Source organism: Deinococcus seoulensis, assembly GCF_014648115.1.
Taxonomy (GTDB): Bacteria; Deinococcota; Deinococci; order Deinococcales; family Deinococcaceae; genus Deinococcus; species Deinococcus seoulensis.
In genome coordinates this window covers 22,296-43,842 of record NZ_BMQM01000025.1, presented here as the reverse complement: position 1 = coordinate 43,842, position 21,547 = coordinate 22,296, and the positions used below count along the sequence as shown (strand labels likewise).

General features: G+C 61.2%; 27 protein-coding genes. 7 read left to right on the top strand and 20 right to left on the bottom strand.

Annotated features, from left to right (window positions below):
- Positions 1-79 precede the first annotated feature (79 nt).
- From IEY70_RS15775 to IEY70_RS15755, 5 genes are all read left to right on the top strand, one after another.
- Positions 80-685 (top strand): ParA family protein, encoded by a 606-nt coding sequence (locus IEY70_RS15775; RefSeq protein ID WP_189065986.1) that lies wholly within the window; start codon positions 80-82, stop codon positions 683-685.
- Positions 685-1,026, top strand: coding sequence for a hypothetical protein (locus IEY70_RS15770; RefSeq protein ID WP_189065985.1), 342 nt, complete (start codon positions 685-687; stop codon positions 1,024-1,026). The genes IEY70_RS15775 and IEY70_RS15770 overlap by 1 nt, the downstream gene beginning before the upstream one ends.
- 3 nt (positions 1,027-1,029) lie before the next feature.
- Positions 1,030-1,371: a hypothetical protein gene (locus IEY70_RS15765; RefSeq protein ID WP_189065984.1), complete on the top strand. Its 342-nt coding sequence runs from the start codon at positions 1,030-1,032 to the stop codon at positions 1,369-1,371.
- A 16-nt stretch (positions 1,372-1,387) separates the two neighbouring features.
- The gene (locus IEY70_RS15760; RefSeq protein WP_189065983.1) at positions 1,388-1,729 is read left to right on the top strand and encodes a hypothetical protein; all 342 of its coding nucleotides are present in this window, start codon (positions 1,388-1,390) and stop codon (positions 1,727-1,729) included.
- Between the two features lie 431 nt (positions 1,730-2,160).
- Positions 2,161-4,071: a DUF4365 domain-containing protein gene (locus IEY70_RS15755; protein WP_189065982.1), complete on the top strand. Its 1,911-nt coding sequence runs from the start codon at positions 2,161-2,163 to the stop codon at positions 4,069-4,071.
- A gap of 114 nt (positions 4,072-4,185) precedes the next feature.
- Here IEY70_RS15755 and IEY70_RS15750 read toward each other — a convergent pair whose 3' ends face one another.
- The 7 genes from IEY70_RS15750 to IEY70_RS15720 form a co-directional block, all read right to left on the bottom strand.
- A complete protein-coding gene (locus IEY70_RS15750; RefSeq protein ID WP_189065981.1) occupies positions 4,186-4,947 on the bottom strand; it encodes a hypothetical protein in 762 nt (253 codons plus the stop codon).
- 45 nt (positions 4,948-4,992) lie between these two features.
- A complete protein-coding gene (locus IEY70_RS15745; RefSeq protein WP_189065980.1) occupies positions 4,993-5,442 on the bottom strand; it encodes a hypothetical protein in 450 nt (149 codons plus the stop codon).
- Positions 5,443-5,832: 390 nt separating this feature from the next.
- On the bottom strand, positions 5,833-8,193 hold the full coding sequence (locus tag IEY70_RS15740) for a bifunctional DNA primase/polymerase (protein ID WP_268243922.1): 2,361 nt from the start codon (positions 8,191-8,193) through the stop codon (positions 5,833-5,835).
- A gap of 272 nt (positions 8,194-8,465) precedes the next feature.
- Positions 8,466-10,310 carry a hypothetical protein gene (locus IEY70_RS15735; RefSeq protein WP_189065978.1) on the bottom strand — a complete coding sequence of 615 codons (1,845 nt, stop codon included), beginning with the start codon at positions 10,308-10,310 and terminating at the stop codon, positions 8,466-8,468.
- Positions 10,303-10,740, bottom strand: a complete 438-nt coding sequence (locus IEY70_RS15730) for a type II toxin-antitoxin system VapC family toxin (RefSeq protein WP_229777978.1) — start codon at positions 10,738-10,740, stop codon at positions 10,303-10,305. The genes IEY70_RS15735 and IEY70_RS15730 overlap by 8 nt, the downstream gene beginning before the upstream one ends.
- Positions 10,737-11,102 carry an XRE family transcriptional regulator gene (locus tag IEY70_RS15725; RefSeq protein WP_189065977.1) on the bottom strand — a complete coding sequence of 122 codons (366 nt, stop codon included), beginning with the start codon at positions 11,100-11,102 and terminating at the stop codon, positions 10,737-10,739. Before IEY70_RS15725 ends, IEY70_RS15730 begins: the two co-directional genes overlap by 4 nt.
- 68 nt (positions 11,103-11,170) lie before the next feature.
- Positions 11,171-11,554, bottom strand: coding sequence for a TRM11 family methyltransferase (locus tag IEY70_RS15720; protein WP_189065976.1), 384 nt, complete (start codon positions 11,552-11,554; stop codon positions 11,171-11,173).
- A gap of 115 nt (positions 11,555-11,669) precedes the next feature.
- Here IEY70_RS15720 and IEY70_RS15715 point away from each other — a divergent pair, with 115 nt between their 5' ends.
- Positions 11,670-13,034 (top strand): RNA-guided endonuclease InsQ/TnpB family protein, encoded by a 1,365-nt coding sequence (locus tag IEY70_RS15715; protein WP_189065975.1) that lies wholly within the window; start codon positions 11,670-11,672, stop codon positions 13,032-13,034.
- Positions 13,035-13,167: 133 nt separating this feature from the next.
- On the opposite strand, the gene IEY70_RS15710 is transcribed toward IEY70_RS15715, so the two are convergent.
- The 6 genes from IEY70_RS15710 to IEY70_RS15685 all read right to left on the bottom strand — a co-directional run bounded on the left by IEY70_RS15710 (position 13,168) and on the right by IEY70_RS15685 (position 16,543).
- The gene (locus IEY70_RS15710) at positions 13,168-13,896 is read right to left on the bottom strand and encodes a DUF6927 domain-containing protein (protein ID WP_189065974.1); all 729 of its coding nucleotides are present in this window, start codon (positions 13,894-13,896) and stop codon (positions 13,168-13,170) included.
- Positions 13,896-14,105 carry a hypothetical protein gene (locus IEY70_RS15705; RefSeq protein ID WP_189065973.1) on the bottom strand — a complete coding sequence of 70 codons (210 nt, stop codon included), beginning with the start codon at positions 14,103-14,105 and terminating at the stop codon, positions 13,896-13,898. Before IEY70_RS15705 ends, IEY70_RS15710 begins: the two co-directional genes overlap by 1 nt.
- A gap of 118 nt (positions 14,106-14,223) precedes the next feature.
- The gene (locus IEY70_RS15700) at positions 14,224-14,538 is read right to left on the bottom strand and encodes a hypothetical protein (protein ID WP_189065972.1); all 315 of its coding nucleotides are present in this window, start codon (positions 14,536-14,538) and stop codon (positions 14,224-14,226) included.
- 30 nt (positions 14,539-14,568) lie between these two features.
- A complete protein-coding gene (locus IEY70_RS15695; protein WP_189065971.1) occupies positions 14,569-15,888 on the bottom strand; it encodes an RNA-guided endonuclease InsQ/TnpB family protein in 1,320 nt (439 codons plus the stop codon).
- 108 nt (positions 15,889-15,996) lie between these two features.
- On the bottom strand, positions 15,997-16,281 hold the full coding sequence (locus IEY70_RS15690; protein ID WP_189065970.1) for a hypothetical protein: 285 nt from the start codon (positions 16,279-16,281) through the stop codon (positions 15,997-15,999).
- Between the two features lie 85 nt (positions 16,282-16,366).
- Positions 16,367-16,543, bottom strand: a complete 177-nt coding sequence (locus tag IEY70_RS15685; protein WP_189065969.1) for a hypothetical protein — start codon at positions 16,541-16,543, stop codon at positions 16,367-16,369.
- Between IEY70_RS15685 and IEY70_RS15680 the strand changes: the two genes are divergently transcribed.
- Positions 16,524-17,000, top strand: coding sequence for a hypothetical protein (locus tag IEY70_RS15680; RefSeq protein WP_189065968.1), 477 nt, complete (start codon positions 16,524-16,526; stop codon positions 16,998-17,000). The two genes, IEY70_RS15685 and IEY70_RS15680, sit on opposite strands and share 20 nt — an antisense overlap.
- Positions 17,001-17,041: 41 nt before the next feature.
- On the opposite strand, the gene IEY70_RS15675 is transcribed toward IEY70_RS15680, so the two are convergent.
- The 7 genes from IEY70_RS15675 to IEY70_RS15645 all read right to left on the bottom strand — a co-directional run bounded on the left by IEY70_RS15675 (position 17,042) and on the right by IEY70_RS15645 (position 21,534).
- On the bottom strand, positions 17,042-17,647 hold the full coding sequence (locus tag IEY70_RS15675) for a hypothetical protein (protein ID WP_189065967.1): 606 nt from the start codon (positions 17,645-17,647) through the stop codon (positions 17,042-17,044).
- Positions 17,648-17,677: 30 nt separating this feature from the next.
- A complete protein-coding gene (locus IEY70_RS15670; protein WP_189065966.1) occupies positions 17,678-18,040 on the bottom strand; it encodes a hypothetical protein in 363 nt (120 codons plus the stop codon).
- Positions 18,041-18,285: 245 nt separating this feature from the next.
- Complete coding sequence (locus IEY70_RS15665; protein ID WP_189065965.1) at positions 18,286-18,666, bottom strand: hypothetical protein; 381 nt, start codon at positions 18,664-18,666, stop codon at positions 18,286-18,288.
- 131 nt (positions 18,667-18,797) lie between these two features.
- Positions 18,798-19,550, bottom strand: a complete 753-nt coding sequence (locus IEY70_RS15660; protein ID WP_189065964.1) for a hypothetical protein — start codon at positions 19,548-19,550, stop codon at positions 18,798-18,800.
- A 62-nt stretch (positions 19,551-19,612) separates the two neighbouring features.
- Positions 19,613-19,867: a hypothetical protein gene (locus IEY70_RS15655; RefSeq protein WP_189065963.1), complete on the bottom strand. Its 255-nt coding sequence runs from the start codon at positions 19,865-19,867 to the stop codon at positions 19,613-19,615.
- Positions 19,864-20,895, bottom strand: a complete 1,032-nt coding sequence (locus IEY70_RS15650) for an NAD(P)/FAD-dependent oxidoreductase (protein ID WP_229777976.1) — start codon at positions 20,893-20,895, stop codon at positions 19,864-19,866. Before IEY70_RS15650 ends, IEY70_RS15655 begins: the two co-directional genes overlap by 4 nt.
- A gap of 54 nt (positions 20,896-20,949) precedes the next feature.
- Positions 20,950-21,534 carry an NYN domain-containing protein gene (locus tag IEY70_RS15645; protein ID WP_189065962.1) on the bottom strand — a complete coding sequence of 195 codons (585 nt, stop codon included), beginning with the start codon at positions 21,532-21,534 and terminating at the stop codon, positions 20,950-20,952.
- Positions 21,535-21,547: the final 13 nt, after the last annotated feature.

Genomic DNA, 21,547 nt, shown 5'->3' with positions numbered 1-21,547 from the left:
TGTCGTCACTCTCTCATGTTTTCTTTCATACATGAATGAAAGTATGTGGGCACGTATGCGAGAAGGTATGCTCACCTGAATGACAGCCAAACCGCACGTAGTCGCATTCACCTCACTCAAAGGCGGAGTTGGGAAAAGCACTCTCGCCGTCAACATCGCCGGCGCCCTGTCCCTGAAGGGCAAGACGGCCCTGATCGACGCGGACGCAGCGATCCAGACCAGCAGCGGTTGGGCCACGCGGGGAAAGCTACCCATCACCGTCCTGAAAGAAGGCGAGGCTATCCCCACCGGGATCCGTTACTTGGTCGTGGATACCGAAGGGCGCCCGGCCCTGGAAGATATTGCCGCCCTGACCCACTCCGCAGACGTGGTCCTGATCCCCACGGCGCCGAACTCGGTGGAGGTCGAAGCGACCGCCCGTCTGCTGCAGCAACTGCCCGCCACGAACGCGAACCTCGACCGCGTGTACATCGTCATCACCAAAGCCCAGCCCGTCGGTACCATTGGCCAGAGTGCCCGCGACGAACTGCGCAGCGTCGGCCTGCAGGTATGCGAGACCGTCATCCGCCGGTACACCGCCCACGAACGGGCACACGAGCAGGGCGTACTGGTGAAGGACGCCGCTGATCCCCGATCGGAGAACGCCTGGGCAGACGTCCTCGGTCTCACGCTCGAGGTGTGTTGATGACGAAGAAACCGCGATTCGGTAGTTTTGTCACAAGCCCAGGGGAAGGGGAGAACACCACGCCTGAACAGGGTGCACCCACCCCCGCTGCCCTGGTGCCGGAGCCCGGCCCAGCTGCACCTGTCATCCCCCAAGCGCCCGCCCGGGAAGAACGACGCGCCTTCAGCACCCGCGTCCGCCCCAGCCAGAAGGCCGCACTCGATGCCTTCGTGATGGACCTCAAACGCGCCGGCTGGCCCATCTCGCAGGAAGTTGTCCTCGAAGAACTTCTGCGCCTCCTCCAGGAAGACGAGCAGACGCGCAAAACTATCACCAGTCGACTCACACAACGTCTACTCTGAGGCATGACATCCATGGCCACACTCAACAGGGTCCCCGTCACCGGGATGCTGCAGCGGAAATTGGGCGGGTACATGGCCGTATTGCGCTTCAAAACTGACCCCCCCGAAGAGCTTCGTGGCGCCCTCTTTTCGAAAGAGCGTCACGAATTCATCTTCACAGGCTCAATCAGCAGGGGTGGCCCTGCGCAGACCACGGTGATTCTGTACTGCTTGGCCCCAGAAGGCCACGTGACCACTGGTCGAATCCACCGCGCCTATTCCTTCGGCGATGCAGCATTCATGGCCGAATGGGATCGCCGAGTGGCCCTGGTGGACAAGCACATCCAGCAGCGAACTCAGCAATGACTCGGTACGCTGACGCATGAGCCTGAGCTACGCAGTCGAAAAATTCATGGCCGCTCGACACACCCTGGCCATCGGCCCCGGAAAAGTTCAGAGCCGACTACGAGACGCCTGGGTGTACAGCCTGATCAACATCCAAGCAGAACGCGACATTCCAGATCCCAACCTGCTTCAAGAGTTTCAAGAACACCATGAACGCATGACCAGTGGGATCCCGCTAGACAATGAAGGAACTATCGCCGCATCAGCCCGCAACCTCAATGACGACGCCGCCATGCAAGAAGCACGCTGGATACTGGACTTCCTCTACAAACTGGAGGATCTGGAAGAAAAGATGGCTGAACAGCGCCACGCGAACTGACTCTCCCCGTTGGGGTGCCCGGCTACAACCTCATCTCACTGACCGCTCCACGAACGGGTACCCCCGGGCATGCCCTTGGACCCCCAAGGGCGTGCCGTAATCACACTGTGCCATCGCCCTTCACACGCCGAATTCTCCTCACGTAAGACCCTGTCCGAAGTATTAGCTATCTACTCAAAGACATATATTAAGAAAAAATTCCTTATGATATGGCAATCACACAACTGATAATCAAGTGCTACTATATTTTTACATGACGCATTCAAAAAATGATTCTGCTGAGACCTCACCTAGATGCTATTTTGGCTAAACCAGAAGATGTATATCCCGCAAACTAATACACTTAACATGCGTTTAATTTATAAGTATCCTAGCGATCCAAAGAAATCCTTACGATTCATAATAGATATACCAAATCTATCAGGAAAGCCATGTCAAAAAACGGAAAGAGACAGATTCCCATGCCTAGAAGGCCTTCCCAACACGTCACGGGCGATCGCGGTATGATTGCCTTATCAGATTTCTTTACTGGCCTTGGCTGGGCTTTCGAAAGTGTTACACAAGATTACGGCCTCGATGCAAAAATAGAAACATTTACCGACGAATTTGCGGACGCTTTTGTCTTCTTTGTCCAAAGCAAGAGCTCTCATAACGAGCCTGCCGCTCAACCGGTCAAATACTTCGAGGATGCGACAGCAAACTACTATGCGAATCTCAACGTACCAGTTCTCGTTACAAAATACACTGTTACCTCAAATCGCTTGTTATACGCATGGATACTCGGACTCCAGAGCTTCGAACGTACTCAAACACGCCACAAGCTGACCTTTGATGATCATGATCTACTGAACGATAGGACACAAGGTGAATTCAAGCGTTCTGCTCGTGCAATTCAGAACATTGTGCAATCACGAGCGTCAGGAATACTTGCTATTCGCGTAGAGGGGAATGTACGTGCCTGTATTGACGCCCAAGCGGTCGTTGAGCGTCTTGAGCACACCTTCTCCGGCCGTGTTGGGTTGGACGACGATTCTCCCATCATCGTACGCGTAGATGAAGATGCCGTGACACTAGATATCCCGGGCGTACGTCGCCTTTCAGTACCGCTCACGCGGGGCTTCGAGGCCGCTTTCGTCGAAATGCTCGTCGGTCTACACACCCTTACGCAGATCACTGCCGCTTCTTATTCCCTAGCACTGTATGCCCTATTCTTGCAAGATGAGTACGCAGATCAAGCAGATTTCCGCCGTATTGACGCTCTGTTTCGCCCAGAATTCGATTTTGGACCTGTGTTAGCGATATTGGAAGACCAGGCACTTGATTCGCCCGCCGCCTTTAATCTTATGGCTATTGCGCAGTTGCGATGGTTCAACCTGCGTGCTCCAGCACGCGAGACATTAAGTCAGTTGAGACGACGCGCCTTTGAGGATGCTCCTGGTGAATTCACTCGATTTAATTTATTGATGCTGTCACAAGCATCGGGAGATCACGATCAAGTGCGCGAGATCCTCGAATCCTTTCAGCTTAACGATCCGAATCTCACATTTGTCGGTCGTACGTTAACGGAACTTGGCCACGCAGCTTTGCGCGCCGGGCACCCCGACATATGCATTACGGCCTTGACTCGACCTGAAGCACCGCATGATGCAGAAGCTGAATACCTACTTTGCTGGGCCCGAATAAGACAGGGGCAATATCGCCAAGCGAGAATGCATGCCTCCAACCTGCAGACACTTACGCCTAAGCCGCCAGAAGTCATGTTGCTTGAAACGTATCTTTCCTTGCTTGTTGACGTGCTCGGTTTGATGGAGCAAGATCTGTCGACACTTCCTCCACACAGCGAACACCTTGACCTACCCTCATACGAAGCAGCAGCCGCGTACATCTTTAATATAGACGCCACACATCCAGTAGCGTGGTATGCACTGGGATCATATGCGACGCCCGACACCCGACCGTTCAATGAACCTGAGTTCTATTACGCGTTCAGCGCGATTATGGGTCACGGTCGTTTGACGTTCCGAGCAGCGATTTCCGCCATGCTTGAGAAGGGGTTCGGCAGCGAGGCAGACGATCAAGCATCAATTCAGGTGATTACTTATAGTTTACTGGAGCATGCATTTGTTATTCATGGCCCTTCATATACACGGCAAGTTATCAAGGACATCTTAGAAACAGGGTATTCTGAAGAATTCGCACGCCATTTAAATAAAATAGTACGGCAATTAATTAAATCACACAGCGAAAGAGATCGACTCCTACCTGATAGTAAGCCATTTATCACCAATAGTATTTTTTCACCTTCAGTAGTTTTTAGCGCGAAATCCATACTTTTCGAGTAACTTTCCCTAGTTTAGCATTTAGATTTATTGATTAGTCAAAATAATTTGCTACCAAGCGTTGGCATCGAAGCAAAGACCTAAATCTTACCGTAGGCGGCTCCGTTCTTTTCATCTTCACGCGTGGGCGGGGGTGGGCTGCGGGCTGGTGGTGGTGCGGTCTTCTTCTTTGATAGCGATGGCGCGGTCGAGGAGTCCGAGCATGAGCTTGGTGTCCGCGAGTCCCATGTGTAGGGTTGTGGCCGTGTTCTGGTTCAGCACGATCAGGATGGTAACGACGATGGCGAGGGCTTGTGCCCAGAGGGGGCCGCCTTTGACGAGTGGGATGAGTGCGGCGCCGGCGGCGAGGACGCTGGGGAAGAGTCCGAGTCTGCCGGCTGCGCCGAACGTTGCCTCCGATCGTTCTTTGTGCGTGTCGCTCGCCTGGAGGAGACGGGAGCGCGTGAACATCAGCGTCGCCAGAGTGTGGGTCAGAAGTTCCGTCACCTTCTGGTCTTCGATAGCAAGGCGTTCTTTCAGGTTGTTGAGTAGCGCACGCCGCGGCTCTCGCAGCGCGCGCAGCAGATGACCCTGTGACCGATACATTCGCACGTTGGCGAAGATGCTCACGGAGATGGCGAGAAGGAGCAGCACTGCGTACAACGCCTCGTAATACGGTATGGCCTGCACGACTTTGTTGATCGAAAGTGCTTGCCAGAAGGTCAGAAGAAGGTCACTGACGAGTAGAGCCGCAACCCCCCAGTTCAAACGGCGGTATGTCCGGTTTGCCATCTGTTCTGCTGGGTCCTCAGCTTCTAACTGGTCGACGTATCCGTCCAGGATGCCCAGTACCGCGATCACGTCGTCGTTTGTGGGGCGGGTGCCAGGGTACTTCGTCATGCCGCATGCTGGCACCTTATGCGAGTACGCACACGCTCAAGTTGGTCAGTTCGGGAGCGTGGATGACCCGAGGTTTGTGCCGAGGCGGGAGTGCGTTACGCGGAGTTCGAGAAGCAGTTTCAATTCGTGTGCGTTGCGGGGGAGAACACCCGACACGAGGTTCGAGATGAGGCGTTCGACGCCGGGATGAGCAGCGCAGATCGTCGACCCGAACGCAAGTTTGTGAAAGTATTCCCACGCATCTTGGAGCTCTTCGTCTGCGACCTCGATGGGCTGGGGTTTACCGTCGGCAGTCTGGTATCGCACATACCGGAGTCCAGTGGCTAGAGCTTCCTGGGAGTACTGGGTGGGGGCGCCGCCCTGGTCAAGTCGGGTGATCTCCGCATGTATCTGCTCCAGCTCGGAAACCTTCTCAGTCGTGAGATTACTGGTGTCCGTGAGCAGATGATCGATGAGGTCAGTAATTTCGAAATAAGTACTGGAGAGCTTGGTCATGATGGGGTTCCTCCTGAGGTGAGTTGAGCGAGAACGTGTTCTATGTGCTGACGGCCGGCGGGCGTGAGTTCGAGCAGACCGCGGTCCCGAGCCTGGTTGAGGGCCAGTCCCCATACGGTCCGGACACCAAAGGGAAAGGAGAGACCGGAACCGGCCGTGCGTGGCGGTGTGCCTGGGAATCTCCAGCGTGCGGGCATACAGCACTGCCCAGGCGATCCCATCAGGTAGGAGGAGCGACCCGACGGTGCAGACGGAGGCTGATGCGCCAGGGCGGGTGGGCGCGGGGGCAGTCTGGGAGTCATGCCTGCATGGCGAACCGGATGCCGCTACAGGCTGGCACACCTGCAAAAAGACGCGTCCAGGCCCACCTGGAAGCCCGGACGCGTCGTTCTACCTGCTGCGCCGCCCGCTTGAAGGGGGCAAATCGTTCAGTTGTTCGGGATCAATCGACTGAATCAACTCGAACTTTCCAGTAGCGGGGTACCAGCGCACAACCCACTGCCGGGGCGCTTCGCCCTCGCGGTTCTTCGCTAAGTCAAGCACGAGGTACTTCCACAGACCTTTGAGCGCGGCGCGGCTGCTACCTGTCGCCGGTGGATCTTCGAGCCCCAGCGCCTGGATGTGAGTGGAGCCCAGCGGGTACAGCAGAGAGGCTGTATACGCGGTGTACTCCACGCCGCCAGATTCCTTGAACACACCCAGCCGCTCCTCGAGCGGTGCGGTGACCAGTTCGCCGTACTTCCCACGCCCGACGCTGCTGATCAGGAGTACCGGCGTGTTCAGTTCACGGCCGAGGCGCACCTGCAGACCCATCACCACCTCGTCGATCTGATGGCGCTTCTCCTTATCACTCCCGCTTGGCATCCGCTGGAGGTAATCGAGGATCACTAACGGCGCGGCGCCATATGCGGCCTTCATGCGCCGCACCTGGGCAGCAATGCGGTCAGTTCCCCAGGCTCCCCCTTCAAAGCCATCGCCCTCGATGACCGTGAAGTGTGGCGCCACGCTACGCGTGAGTTCCTGGTACCGCTCGTTCGTACGCAGCTGTCCACTGACAGGCCGGTCCGCTGTTCCACCGGTCCGCAACTGCCGGAGAGGCACACCGGTGTTACTACTGATCACGCGGCCCCACAACTCGTAGCGGCTCTGCTCGTACGTTACGTACAGCACGGGCCGTCCCGCCTGGGCGTTGAACTGTGCGACCGCCAGGGCCAGGGCTGTTTTCCCGCCGCCAGTCACGCCACCCAGCACGTGCAGACCGTCGTAAAAACCCCCACCGATTGCCTCGTCGAATGCAGCAAGACCAGTGGGGTAGGTGTGCCCACCACGGTTCAGTCGGGCGTCCGCCAGCGCCAACAGGTCACGCTCCAGGAAGGGCACACTGCCCTGAAGACTGGCCTCCCAGGCGGTAGTCATGGCCTCGGTGAGCGCCTGGTTCAGAGTCTCAGGGTTCTGCCTGATCTGGAGGTCTTGCAGCGGGTACCACTCAACCCCGGCAGCATCGAACGCCCGCTCCTGCGCGCCGCTGGGATTCAGGACGAACAGAGCGCGGCGATCGGCCACGAGCCGTTGAACTTCCTCAGCAGAGAGAGCCCGCCGGGCCACGACGCCGTCGACGTTCCGGACCTGAAGTGCAGCTGCCACCTGCTGGAAGGCATTGTCCCCAGTCAGGATGACTGGGCCTGTGCCGGTTTCACCGATGGGTTCAACCGGAACCGGTCCGGCCACGTCGAACGTGTCAGGCAACGTCACGTCACGCACGTCCCCTCTGTTTGCGGCTGGAGTGGATGTGCTTAGGGTCCGGCGATCCTCCCAGGGTTCCCGTGAGGGTCGACTGTAGGCGCTGGCCAGCGTGGCAGCCGCTTCGCTCTCACTGTACGGATCGTGGCGTCCATGCGCGTCCTGCACAGGAACCTGCGCGGCGTAATCCCGCATGACGGCCTGCGCTTCCCCGCGGCTGTATCCGTTGTCGCGCAGTTGCGTGGCCAGCCACATGCCGGCGTTGTTCCGTCCCTCGCCGCTATTCACCCGGTCGAGGGCGCGACCAACGAGCAGTTCACCAGGAGGCCGCCCCTGACCATCCTGACGGCTGCCCTGGTAGGACGTGACCGTCGCGGCCGGGCGCGGCTCAGGCCGTTTCGGAGGTTCCAGCAGGCCGAGGAACGCGCGGAGATCGTCTGGGAGACGGCTCAGTGGCAGGACATCGCCGGGTGCACTTTCCCATGTGTACGGTCCACTGGGATTGACGCTGGGAGGGATGATGGCATAGCCGCCGTCACCACGGATGTCGAGGCCGGTCCAGCGCTGGCCAAGTTCGTGCTTCGCCTTGCTGTTCAGCGTGGCGACTGGCCAACCTGGATGCTCGAAATAAACGTGGCTCCCACCACTCCCAGTGCGGACGTGTACAGGTAAACCCAGTTGCTGACGCAGTTTTTCACCGTCTGGCCCATCGAAATCCAAGATGATCAGACTTGACACAGCGCCAGTAACGACAGCCAGCCCTTTACCTGCTTTTTTCGCGAACCAGATGGCAAGATCCTTCTCCGTGGGTGGGACGATCTGAAGACCTTTCCAGGCAGGGACGCTTTTACCATCACGTTCTTCTTTGTGGCCAGTCTCAACCAGCACGTACGCAGGTCTCTTGGCCCACTCGCCTTCCACCTGCACGGGCAGCACACTCCAACCACGAGCGATCGCCTCGAGACCTGCCTGGTGAAGTGTGTTCGTACGGCGTGTAACCGGTCCTGTCAAAATGTCCTCGCTTTCTGCCCTATAGGGCAGGGGGTGAGTGTCCGCAGTGAAGCCTGCCAGGGTGAAGCACTGCGGATCTGCTTTTTATTGTTTCAAGCAGCTGCCCGCTACTGCGGGGCAGCTTGCCCGGTTAGATTTAGTTAAATCTAGTTAGGAAAAAAAAGAAGCTGAATTCGTCGTCTGAGACAGTGAAAAAAAAGAGGAGTGATTCACCTGGAGGGGGGGGAGTGATTCACCTGGAGGGGGGGGAGTGATTCACCTGGAGGGGGGTGTTAGGCCTTCTTCTTCGGAGCGGTGATGGTGTCGAGGATTCCGAGAACTTCCTGCGGCGCTGTGATTTCAACCATGGCGTCCAGCCACGTTTCGAAATTTCCAGGCTTACCCAGGCCGTCATTGATACGAGCCAGAGCATCCGGGTCAATACGCCAATCCTGAACCACACCAATCTCTTTCAAGGCGTCCATCGCGCCTTCTGCATACTTCGTGATCCGACTGCGGTTGGGGGAGCGTCTGAGCTCCTCGATTTCGCGCATCAGCCCGGCGCGATCGAGAATGGTGCTCCACTTCAGACGCTTGACTGCAGGTCCACGTGCATCCTGCCGGTAGAGCAGCACCAGCTCCGTCCCAATGCGTTTGGCCCAACGGTGGACCCCACTGCGGTTGGGAAGCTCGACCAGTGCCTTAAACATGGGGGAGTAACTCCGAGGGAAGAAACGTGCCCAGTCGCCAAGAGCCAGCTCCCAGACCATATGGCACTCCTGACCCAGTAAGTTACGGTCAATTTCGCGGGCCATCACGGAGATGACCTTCTCCTCGCGGGCTTTGACCAACTGTTTGGACTTCCGTTTACCTTTCGTCTGACCCGCGTCCTGCTCAAGGGTGCCCTTGACGTCAGGTGTCAGGTAGATCTTCATGCGTTCGAGGTGTTCCAGGGCGTTATGAACTTCGAGCAGGTGCTCTGGCTTCATACCCCCTTTGTGGTGTTTTTTGTAGCCCAGCAACTGCGCAACCTCACGCGTGTCGATGTGGATACGCGTATAGACGTTGGTATTGCCGACACCTTTCTCGGCCGCTTTCCAGAGAATCACACGCCAGACGTCGGCGGTTCGATCATCCAACCGGTTAACCTGTTCCACAGCGGCTTTCGCGGCTACCTGCACATCCTGGCCACGAAAGTTCAGCGTCTCGTAAGTCAGTCGGATACCCGCTGTTCGACCGTCCTCGAAGTAAGGGAATACCTCCTCCAAAGGGTTGTATTTCCAGTTTCGACCGTCACGGCTTGCACGGTCAATCAGGGCGTAGGGCGGGGCCGACAACATTCTCCGTAGGTGTGCTGGGTAGTCGGTAGCCTCATCATGCTGTTCTCTTCCTGATTCTGATGATTCTTTCAATTCCCACCAGTAGGGAATCATAGTACGCAAGCCATCCTGCCAGGCCCAAAGTGGAATGCGTTCAGGAAGCTGCACAGGAAGATGATGATGTGCAGGTAATGCAATCCTGTCGGAAAGGAACATTTCCTTCAAGAGGGTGCTAGCTAAGCTGCTGATTTCGATGGAAGTGCGCTCAGGCAAATTTACGGCAGTCCAAGAAAGTAAGCTGCCATGAAGACCTGCTGATCTACGCTTATTTTTAGGTTCAATCAATAATTTGGGCAACATTCTTTTCTGTGAAACTTTTACGCTTTTCCTATAATTGTTCCATTCGGACCAGAGAACTGGTATGCTATTTTCCATTCCCCACATTTGTGCGCGAGCATTAAGGAAATGTTTTTCCAGTTGCTTTTCCACTGGTAATTGGCGAAATTCTATCGAGTACTCGTCATATATGATATGAGCTTCTCGGCCCTCCTTAAACTCGGGTTTCGATTTTGCAATTTCGACTTCGTGTGACGAGTATTGTTTGTAAACCGCGTCAATGTTACCGGCTCGAAGTTGACGTAGTGGTTCTAAAAACGCATTAAGTTTCTCGCCTCTATATCCACCATGAATCTCAATGGCCAAGAAGAAATCAGCAACCACCTGTGCTTGTACTTGAATACTTGGAAGGGGCGGCGCTGCTTCGGTGAAGAGCGTGATAGGTCCAATTCTGGTTGCGTGTGGTTCTTGCCTCTCAGCCACGCCATACCTTCCCTGGCAACATTGCATCTGCCACATCTTGAAGCTTTTGATCGAACGTCATGAATCGAATCCCTAGTGGTGCAATCTTCACTGCCGCCGCCAGGTGGACCGCGTCATAAGCCCGGAGCTGGTGTCGTTCGGCGAGATCCCCAGCCTGCTTGAGGAGATCCTCGTTCACGGCTATGTTGGCGACCGCTGCCCAGTCTCTTTCAAAGGCCCTGAGCGCCTGCGTGTAGGCGGCTCCGCTCATCAACTTGCGTGCACGCCTGCTGGCCAACGCGGCCCGCATTTCCACGTACGTGATGCTATGGGCGATCACTCCGCCGGCGGCTGCCTGCTCAGTTAGTACGTCATCGCGCTTCGGTTCATCGGTGTAGAGCCTCATCATGGCCGACGTATCCAGGTACAGCAGGTGTCTGGCGTTGGTCACAGGTCAGGTCCACGGTGATCATGCAGGAGCTCCTCAATGGCTGGTCCCTTGACCTTGACGGGTGTATCCAGACCCATCGGCTTCTTTCCCCAGGGGTTCGCGCTGAGCAAGCTCATGGCTTCCGCTTTGGCTTGTGCGGTCTCTGCATCGTCTGCGTTGGGTGATTCGACCACCGCGATCTCCAAGCCCAGGACGTCGAGCGCCTCCAGAAGAGACTGCGGGATTTTGCCGTATGTACCGTTGAGAAGCTGCGTGACAGAGGGTTGTTTGATACCCAGGCGAGAGGCGAGTTGTGCGTGTGTGAGGCCCCGGCGGCGTACGGCCGCCTTCATCGCCTCTCTGACCCGAAGATTGGTATCCATATTGCCACAGTAGGTTAAACACCTATAAACTGCAAGAGCTATTAGCTGCAATAGGCGTATAGCCTATATTACTTTCTGAGGTCCATGCTGTTGAGAACGAATCCTCGGGTCACTTGCCGCGGGCGAGCGTGGTACGCCAGTTGCGTGCCGTACGCCGGGTGCGCGACCACCAGGTCCGCCGCTCGGAAGTGCCCGGGCCAGCCGGGCGCACTGGCGTCCAGACCGAGGCGTACCTGCGCGCCCCGCGCCCGCAGCCGCGACGCGACTCCCTGGTGGTACGCGCCCACGCTCAGGTCCGAACCCTGCGCGTCCAGGCCCAGGCGCAGCGCCACGTCCAGACTCGTCCCGCTCCCGAAGCACGGGTCGATGAGGCTGCGCGCGCCGCTCTGGCGGATCAGCCACTCGTACACCTGCGGCGCGCAGTTCCCGCGGAAGCGGGCGTCACCGCCCACGCCGCGCTCAGGGTGTTCACTCGCGGACCCCCGTGACTTCAGTCATGGGAGGAGCGAGTGTCCCGCCGTCAGGTGGGACTTGTCTTTCAAAGCAGCTTAATGCACGATGATGACTGTGAAGATCGTCCGCTCCGCCAAGCTGAAGCTGCGCTGTTCTCCCGAACAGCACAGCCGACTGCTCGCGGTCACGACCGCCTACCGGGACGCGCAGAACCACGCCTCTCAGTGGGCCTTCACGCACGGCAAAACGTCCAGTGGCATCGCCATTCACAAGGGCTGTTACGCCGACATTCGCGCCCGTTACGGACTGGCTTCCCAGCTGGCCTGTTCCGTGCGTGATTCGGTCTCCGCCGCCTATAAGACACTCTGGACCATGACCAAACAATCGGTGGCCCGACTCAAGGCCGCTCAGGGGCAGGTGGGCCGGAAGGGCCGTCTTCCCCGTCTTTACCGGGGTCTTGACCACGCCCCGGTCTTCAAGGCTCTGACCCTGGACTACCACTATGGGCGGGACTACTCGTTCAAGACCGGGCGTCAGGTCTCCGTGATGACGCTGGAAGGCCGGATGACCCTCGGGTATGCCGGTTGGAGCACCCACCTTGAAGACCTCCAGCGTCCGGATACGGAGATCGGAGCCGCGAAACTCTGGTATGACCGGCCAAAGAAGCAGTGGTATCTGCTGGTCGCCTACACGGTTGAGAAACCGGTGGTGGTCGGTGAACTTAAACAGGTGGTCGGGGTGGATGTCGGTCAGCGCTATCACGCCGTCACGAAAGTGATTGATCCGGTTGGCCACGGGAAGATCACCATGTTTGAAGGGAGCAGTCACCGGAAGAAGGCAGATCATGTTCAGCATCTCAGGACGAAGTTGCAGGCCAAAGGCACCCGGAGCGCGAAGCGGAGACTCGTTTCCATCAGCGCGCGGGAGAGACGGTTCACGGCCCAGCGCAACCACGTCCTTGCCCGTCAGATCGTTGACGCCAATCCCCTCGCCCTGATCGGGATGGAAGAACTCACCCACATTAGGGAACGCACCGAACGCCGGAGTCGCCCGAAGGCGTCCATGAAGCAGAAGAAGGTGAACCGGGTCAGGTCCACGTGGAGCTACGCGGCACTGCGGGCCATGGTGACCTACAAGGCCCCACTGGTCGGATCGCTGGTGACGGCGGTAGATGCCCGGTATACGTCGCAGACCTGCCCGAGGTGTGCGCATGTCAGTCGGGAGAACCGGCCTCAGGGCAGGGAACGATTCGCCTGCGTGAATTGTGGGTGGAGTGGACATGCGGACGTGGTGGGGGCGACGAACGTGGGGATGAAGGCGTGGCAGTGGAAGTTGGAACAGGAGTTCTCGGGGTGCTTGTCAGCCATCCCCAGCCGAGAGGCTGAAGACGTGACCCTCTATGACGCCGAAGGTGGGGCCCACCCCGCAGTTGAGGCTGAGGGGAGTCACAAGCCTGCGACTTCAGTCGCGGGTCGTTGACGAAAGGACAGCATGCAGAACTCCGGAAAGGAATGGATTCATGGGGGTCTCCAAAGGGGGAAAGAGGGCAGGGGAGAGGGCCGGTCAGCCCCCGTCCCTGCCGGGTTGATCTTCAGGGGCGTGCGCGGGCGTTTCAGACGGCCAGGACGGTGTACTCCATCGTCTCCCAGTCCGCGATGCGGTAGCGGTGGTACCCGCTGCTGTCCTCGAAATGCACGCGCCGCCCCACCCGCACGAGGGTGAACGTGTCCATCGCCGGGCCGCGCGTGAACGTCATGCCTCGGGCGAACTGCACGGTCGCGCCGCTGGGGACCCGCGCGGCCCGCTCGCGCTGCCGGACGTGCTCCCAGCAGCGTTCCCGCCAGCGGCGCGTCTGGAAATCCGGGTCGAGCGCGTCCCGCCGCTCCCGCGCGGCGTGCATCGCCTCGTACGACACCCCCGCCCGCCGGGACTCCCCGTTCGCCTGCCGGGCGGCCGCGTCGTCCTCGGGACTCAGGTGCGGCAGTGGCGCGTACTGCTCGGCGGCCGTGAGCACGGCCTTCGTGGCGCGGGCCTCGAGGGGGTTCATGGACTCGTCCAGGTCCCGGTACCAGAAGTTCTCGTGCTCCTGGCCGGTCCAACCTACCTTGTACACCGCGACGAACCACCCGCTGAACGGCACCGGACCCATGCTGCCGTACCGCATGACCACGTAGAATTCCGCGCGGCCGACCAGGGCGCTGGCGGCCACCTCCGTGACGGTCACGCCGCCGCTCCAGGGCTTCTCGTAGCGGTCGATGCCGCCCTCCCGGCTGACCAGCGTGCCGTAGAAGAAACTGGGCATGGACGTGCCCCTGGGGAAGTGCGCGGTCGTGGTGCCCATCAGGCGCCACGCGCGGCCGCAGCCGGAGTGTGGGGCAGGGTGACCTGCACGGGGCGGTCCGCTTCGAACGCCAGGGACTGGCGGCAGGCGGTGCGCAGCACCACGGCCCGCGCGGTCGTCGTGGACCGCGTGACCGTGAACGTGCCGTGCGGGGTGTGCAGGTGCGCTCCGCGGGGCACCTGGGCGGCGGGAAGGGTGACCTTGGACATGGTGGACTCCTGAAAGGGGGGCAGCGGCCGGGAAGGCACGCCGGGAGGGGGGAGGGGGGCCGTCACCTTCCCCTGGCCCAGGGAAGCGTCCCTTGCTTCCCTGGGTGACTGGTCGGGTTCAGAACGCCGGGAAGAGTCCGGCTCCGCGCCCGGCCGTCAGGGTCTCCTGCCGCTGCCGGGTGTTCTTCTGGGCCGCTTCGATGTACTGCGCGTTGGCGCAGACGGTGACCCGCTTCGAGCCGCGCCGGCCGATCAGGGTGACGCTCAGGCCGTCGACGTGGCTGATCTCGCAGGCGACGCTGCGCTTGCCGTCATGCCAGATCAGGGCGCCGAGCCGCTGGCCGGGCTGGGGGTTTACGCGCTCATGCGCGGCCGCGAGGTCCCGCTGCTCCTGCTCGTGGCGCAGCAGTTCCCGCGCATAATAGATTTCCATGCCGATCACGCCGCCATCAACTACCCACGACTAAAGTCGCGGGTTTGTCTCTGGACTCCACCGCAGTCCCGCATACCTCGTGAGGCGTGCAGTTTTGGCTTCAGCGTCCGAGACATCAGGGGTGGTTGATAAGTACCCCGTAACCATCCAGTCTTGCCGGATGACCAGCGTTCTCATCGTTATGTTTCTGGAACCCAAGAGGTCAGAATGCACCTCGTATCCGCAACTCTCGCACCTGAACATCAGTCCCGCGCCCGGTCTATTCCCCTTGCTGGTATGACCGCACTGGGTACACGCCTGCGACGTGAAGTGGGCGTCCACCTTTACGGTCATGCAACCGTTCAGTGGGGCCTTGTAAGCCAGGAATGTTTGCAGCTCAGCAAAACTCCACTGACTCCGGCGACGTTTGTTGGCACGGGACTTCTTGTTCGCCCTGTGGGTTCTACGTCCCTCGGTGCGATCACGGATATTCGTCAAGTCCTCAAGCCCGATGAACGCATTGGGGAAGCGACGAAGAATACGAAGGCTCAACTTGTGGTTCCAGTCAGCGATAAACCGTCTTTCCCGGCCCGAAAGCTCAATGAGCTTCCTTGTTGCGGAGCGGGTGCCTTTACGCTGAAGATTCTTACGCAGGCGGGAGAAATGCTCCTTCCTTTGGCGGGCCTGCTTGCCGCTCTGGAAGAAAGAGTTGTCCTGGGTATCCGAGACAACCGCGTGGTACCGCTGGCCGACATCCACACCCACAACCCGCTTGTGATCCTCGGACTGCGGATCGGGAAGGGTCACGGTCAGCGCCACAAGCAAGTAATATTGCTTCTTCCGCCGGTCATACCAGAGTGTCCCTGAGCCGATTTTGGCACCATCCACGATGAGCTGGAGGTGCTTGGCGTATCCCTCGTAGGGGATCACGATGCGGTTGTTCAGGGTGTCCACGCTGACCTGCTGGTTCTTCTTGAAGGAGTAATCTTTCTTGTAGAACATCGTCAGGCTGCGCGAAACGAACTTAGGCGGCGCATCGAAGCCCTTGAATCGGCGGGGCTTCAGTCCGGCCTCCATGCGGAACGCCTGCTTCTTCTGGTGATCCTTGAGCTTCGTCCAGAACTGTTTGAACGAAGCGCCCACCCGGCGAGGAACCGAACAGGCGGACTGCGCCTTGAGCCCAAAGTGTTCACGCAGATGGGTGTAGACCTCCTTCTGAATCTTCGAGGCGTTCGATGACTTGCCCATGTCGAAGGCCACTTTGGCCGTGTGATTCAGCGCGTCCCGATAGCTCAGGGTGAACGCATCCAGGGCAACTTTCTGCTCCTGGGTGTGCTTCAGCTTGAGCTTAGCGGTGAGCGTAATTTCCACATAAAAATGGTGTCACACGTAGTAGGCTAAATCAAGATGCTTCAGCTTCAGTCGCCCTTCGGGCGAGACGGCAGGGTGCCCACGACTGAAGTCGCGGGCACCCTGCCGTCAACGGTGGACGCGCTGGGTTCCGCGCGCCCGCAGTTCGTCGTTCAGCAGGTCGCCCAGTTCGGCGATCACGCGGGCCTGCACGTCGTCGGTGTACCTCAGCCCAGCACGCAGCGCCTGCGCGACGAGGTGTTTCAGGTACGCCCGGTGCGGGTCTGCCGGACCGCCGCCCCGGATCGCGTCCCAGTGGTTCGCGGTTTCCCAGGTGGCCGTTCCGAGCGGGTACAGTCCGGACGGCCGGGCGGGCGGGATGGTTTCAGGGGCCGGAGTGGTGGGGGTGGTCATGGGGACTCCTTGATGCGGGCGGCGCGTTCCGCTGAGGGAAGACGCGCCGCCGGGAGAGGGGGGAAGGTCTGGGGGAAGCCGCGATTCAGGCCGGTCTGGTGCCGCGCCCGGCGGCCAGGGCCTCCTGACGCGGCTGGGTGCGTTTCTGAGCCGCTTCGATGTACTGTGCGTTGGCGCAGACGTTCAGCTGCTCTGGATTCTGGTCGTCCAGATGCCACTTTTTTAGGAGGATGATGTCGGCCATGAAGGTTTCCCCGCGCATGGTGTTGATCATGGTGGTACTGGCGATGACGCCCGTGTTGTTGATGTCGGTCTATGGAGCCGTGGTAACACACCAACTGTATGTACAGTCGGCTCACTTCATGCCAGTTCCTGCGCGCGTGGTGGAACGTCAGGACTTTAAGTATCTGGATGAAACAGAAAACCGAATGAAGCGCGTCTGCATATTCCGCTACGCTTACAGCATTGAAGACAAGTCGTATAAGAGCCATCGCGTGACAATCGGGGAAGATCAGACCAGCGACGGCGCCAGGAGTGGATTATGCCGTTGGATTTCTGACTTGCCTGATAAAGGAAAGGACGTGATCGCGCTGGCCGACTTAGAATCACCGGAAGTGTCAATCATTATTCGAAACTTTCCGTACCCTGCCATAATAAATGCATTTCTGATGGGTATAGTATGGTTATCCGCTGCGATACTATGCTTTAAGGTGAAATAACTGTGCCGGTTCAGTAACCACGGGTCTGGGAGACGCCCCGTTCAGGACGCCGGGTGCCGCCGGGCCTCGCGGGTGCGGGCCAGGTCCTCCTCGCGCTGCCGGGTGCGTTTCAGGGCGTCCTCGATGTCGCGCGCGTCGGTCTGGAGTTTGAACGGCCGCCGGTCGCGCCGCCCGGCCAGGGTGATTCGCAGGCCGTCGACCGCCCAGACGAAGCACCCGGTGCGCCGTTTGCCGTCAAGCCAGATCAGCGTGCCGAACCGCTGGCCGAAATAGGGACGCAGGCGCTCGTGCGCGGCCGCGACGGCCCGCTCCCGCTGCTCGTCCCAGAGCTGCTGCCACGCGAAACGGATTTCCGTCTCGATCTGGCCGCGCCCCGCGCCGGAGTCGCGTACTTCGGGGCTCAGCAGGTCGCCCAGGTCGCCGGTCACGCGGTCGTACAGGTCCTCGCCGGACCGCTGTTCGCTCAGGGCGTACTCGACGAGGCGTTTCAGGAACGCGCGGTGCGGGTCCAGCGCCGCGCCGCCGCTGATGGCCTGCCAGATGTCCCGCGCTTCGCCGGTGGTCGCCGCGAGCGGGAACGGTCCGGACGGCCAGACCGTGGGGGCGGTGGGGGCGGTGGGGGCCGTTTCAGGGGAGGCTGGGGTCATGGGTGGCTCCCGAGGTGAGTTGCAGCTGCATTAATCCCAGTCGCGGTCGTACTGTTCCAGTCGCCGCAGGCTCTCCCGCTCATCCGTCTGGGGCTGGGCGCTCTGGATCTCGCTCAGGTCGAACACGTTGAGATGGCCGTTGCAGCCGACAAACCGGATGACTGCCCGGCCGGTGCCGACTTCCGTGCCCTCGACGAACCCGGTGGTCTGTCCGCCGGACGGCGGCGTGCGGACCATCTCGCCGACGGTCAGGCCAGCTGGGGCGGTCGTTTCAACCTGCACTGTCGGGCGGGATTCCGGCAGGTTGCGGGATTCTTCGAACGTCGTGTGTTTGCCTTCGACTCGCAGGCGGCGGTCGGCTTCGCTTTCTCCGATCAGGGTGTCGTAGATCATGGTCAGTTCCTTTGTGGGACGGCCCTGCTCGCTTACGCGCCCTGGGCGAGCAGGGTCGCCCGGAGGTTCTGCGCGGCGCGCTGCATTTCCTGCCGGGCGCCGTGATGGGGGCGCGACGATCTAAGTACGTCGAAGCTAACATTGCGAGATTCCGGGAAGGCACCGGAATCTCTCCATTCCCGCTTCAACGTACTTCCTCTGCTACGCGCTCCGCGCGGTTTATCTACAAGATAAACGCAGTGTACTTAGGAGGTCATGACTCCTTCGGCGTGAATACTGACCTGCTGGGCGGCGGCGGTCAGGGCATCTAGGTTCGGCCTCCCGACGTAGCTACCGTGCGTTCCGATGTTGTTGGGCATCCAGTCGACGCGCTTTTTGGGGAGGTCGGGAACGTCCAGGCTGTGGAGGATGGCGTCGCCCCTCTGAAGGCGCACCCGGTACCCGATGTGCGCGCCGTACCGGTCTTTGAGAGGGGCGAAGCGCACCACGGGACCGCTATGGTCCGGTTGGCTCTCTCCGGGGATCACGGGCAGTTCCGTGCCGAGGCTCAGGGCGCGGCTGACGAGGCGGGGGATGAGGCTCCTGTATTGCCCAGTGGGCTGGCGGATTGGGTAATTGGTGGGCATGGGAACTCCTGGGGTGTGAGTAGCTGGGGAGGTGTGGACCCTAACCTGGGCCGGGGGGAGCGCCCCGCGCTCGCCACGGTGTGTCTTCCGGGTCCTGGGGGAGCGTGGCCCCGCGCGGGGAGGACGGCCCGTCACCAGGGCCAGGGGAGGGGACTGCTGGACTGCCCGGCCCGCAGGGCGGCGCGCGCCAGTCCCCACCACGTCACCCAGTCGGTCTCCTGGCGTTCCTGCGCGTCCAGGGTCAGGACCACCCGTTCCAGCAGCCGCAGCGCTTCGAGTTCCCGGTTCTTCAGTGGGCGCCGCCCCACTTCGGCCAGGTCGCTGAGCGTGCCGGACTGCGGCGGGATGCGCACGCCCCGCTCGGCGTACAGCGCGTCGGCCGCGCGCTCCCCTTCGCGCAGGGCGTAGATGGTGACGCCCAGGGCCGTCATGCGGTACGCCTCGGGCGTGTGGCGCGAGCGGGCCAGTTCAACGTCAATTTCGTGCAGGTCCAGCGGGTCGTCCATGTCGCGCACGGCGGGCAGCAGCGTCTGGAGGGGCATGTCCAGCACGCCCGGCCCGCGCAGGCGCTGCAGGTGCGCCCGCGCGGCGGCCTGCGCGGCCGCTGGAACGTGCGGACTGTCCGGCTCGCCCCGCAGTACGCGCCCCAAGGCGTCCAGGTGCGCCCCCATGGTCAGCAGGGGCCGCTGGGCGTCGTGCGCGGAGACGGGCGGCAGGAACGCCAGCAGCGCCTCCACGAGCGGCCAGCGTGCCGCCTGCGGGACGTCCTTCAGGGCGGACAGCGCCGGGCCCAGCTGCGAGAAGATCGCCCCGCGCGCCTGATCCGTGAAGGTCGGCAGTGGCGTCACGCCTGTCGGCGCGGTGAGGTCGTGGGAAGCCGCCATGCCCCGCAGTATGCCCGCCCCCAGGCTGAGGAGAGCAGGGAAGCCCGCTGCCCGTCAGTCCATCAGCAGGCGGCGCATGGTCCGCTTGCCCCTCGCCGCGTTCCCTCCACGGGCGCCACTCTGGGCGGTTCGAGCAGGGCGAGCACGTCCGCCCGCAGCAGGTGGCCGTCCGGCGCGTGCGGCGCGACCTTCGCGGCGGGAAGACCCAGCAGCAGGGCGAGTTCAGCCACGGTGAGCCGGTCCGCTGCGTGTCGGTTCAGCTGCCAGCGGACCGCTTCGCGCAGCCAGGGTGGCAGGTGGGACACCAGTCGCTTCATGCCCGCGCTCCGTCGGGCAGGGTGTCGTAGAAGATCGCGTACGCCGCCTGCATGGCCGCCATCGCCCCGCCCGCCACCGCGAACGCGATCTGGTTCCCCTTCGTGACGTCCCCGCAGGCGTACACGCCCGGCACGGTCGTCATCTGCTGCGCGTTCACGGTGATCCCGCTCGCGGTGACCTCGCAGCCCAGTGCCTCGGCGAGATCCGCGCGGAGTTCCCGGCGCCCGTGCGTGTACAGCACGTCCCGGTCCAGCGTCCGGCCGCTCTGGAAGGTCAGGGTCACGCCGCCCCCCTCGCGGCCGTCCACGCGGACCAGGGGTTCCTCGATCAGCGTCACGCCGCGCTCCAGCAGCAGGCCGCGCTGCTCCGGCGTCAGGTCTGCTGCTCCGTCCGCGCAGACGAGCACGTCCCGCGTGAGCTTCTGGTGGTACAGCACGCTCTGCACGCCGCCCACGCCACTCAGGCCCGGCAGGTGCACCGCCACCTGACCGCCGCGCAGTTCCCAGCCGTAACAGTACGGGCAGTGGTGCACGCCCCGTCCCCACTGCTCGCGCAGGCCTGCTGGGGTGTCGGGCAGCACGTCCCGCACCCCGGTCGCCAGGATGACCTTCCTGGCCCGCACGGTCTCACCCGTCGAGAGCGTCGCCGTGAAGTCCCCGTTCTGGCCGGTCAGGGCAGTCACGTCCGCCTCGATCACCGGGAAGTCGTAGGGGCGCAGGTCGTCCCGCGCGGCCGCCAGGATCTCCCCCGGCGGGCGCCGGTCGCGGCTGAACACCCCGCCCGCGTGCGGACTGGGCGCGTTGCGGCTCGGCCCGCCGGAGATGACCACGCCCGACTTCAACCCGCGCGCGGTGTACAGGGCCGCACTCAGGCCCGCGAAGCCCCCACCGACAATCAGGACATCGCGCAGCGGGAAGCCGTCAGGGTGGCCAGGGCCGGTGTCGAAGCGTTTGTTCATGCCGCGCAGCATGGCACGGGAAGCGCCCGGCGCGGGCCGCAGGTGCGGCTGGGCGACACGTGGGCGCATGGGAGGGGAGAGCGCACGCAGCGGCTTCCGGTGAAGCGCCCTGCGCCGCGTGCTTCAGGGCGTGGCGGGTGCGGCGCGTCCGGGCTTCTCTCCGACCGGACGGCCTTTGGCGATGAACGTCACGTCGGCGTAGTGATCGTCCAGGCGGATGAACTGACCTTCTTTCTGGGCGTATTCCTTGAGGAAGCGGTTGCATGACGCGGCCCAGCTGGCCACTTCGATGTTCCAGCCGTACCTGCGCGCCCGCTGGAGTTGCGTGAGAAAGCCCTGTCCCTGGGTGCTGCCGCTCCCGTCACCTGTCAGCAGCAGCATGGTTCCGGGAGCGTGATCGAGGACCGTGTTCGCCATGGCGAGCTGAAGGACTTCATCCACTGCGACTTCCCCGCCGGTCTGGTTCCCGCGTTCCTGCTTGATGACCCGGACGCCGAGACGGTCGAATGTTTCCCACAGGGCGTCGTTGTCGGGTGGCAGTGAACCTGCGACGACGGCCGACGCCAGAGGCCGCTGCGCCTTGACTGCGCTGAGCAGACGCGCGAAGTGGATGCGGAAATCCAGTTCGTGTCCCGGTTCTACCATGCTGGATACGTCCTTTCCGCTGAGCCAGATGTTCGAATTATCCCAGAAGAGATGCAGCGTCATGCCCCAGCCTAGC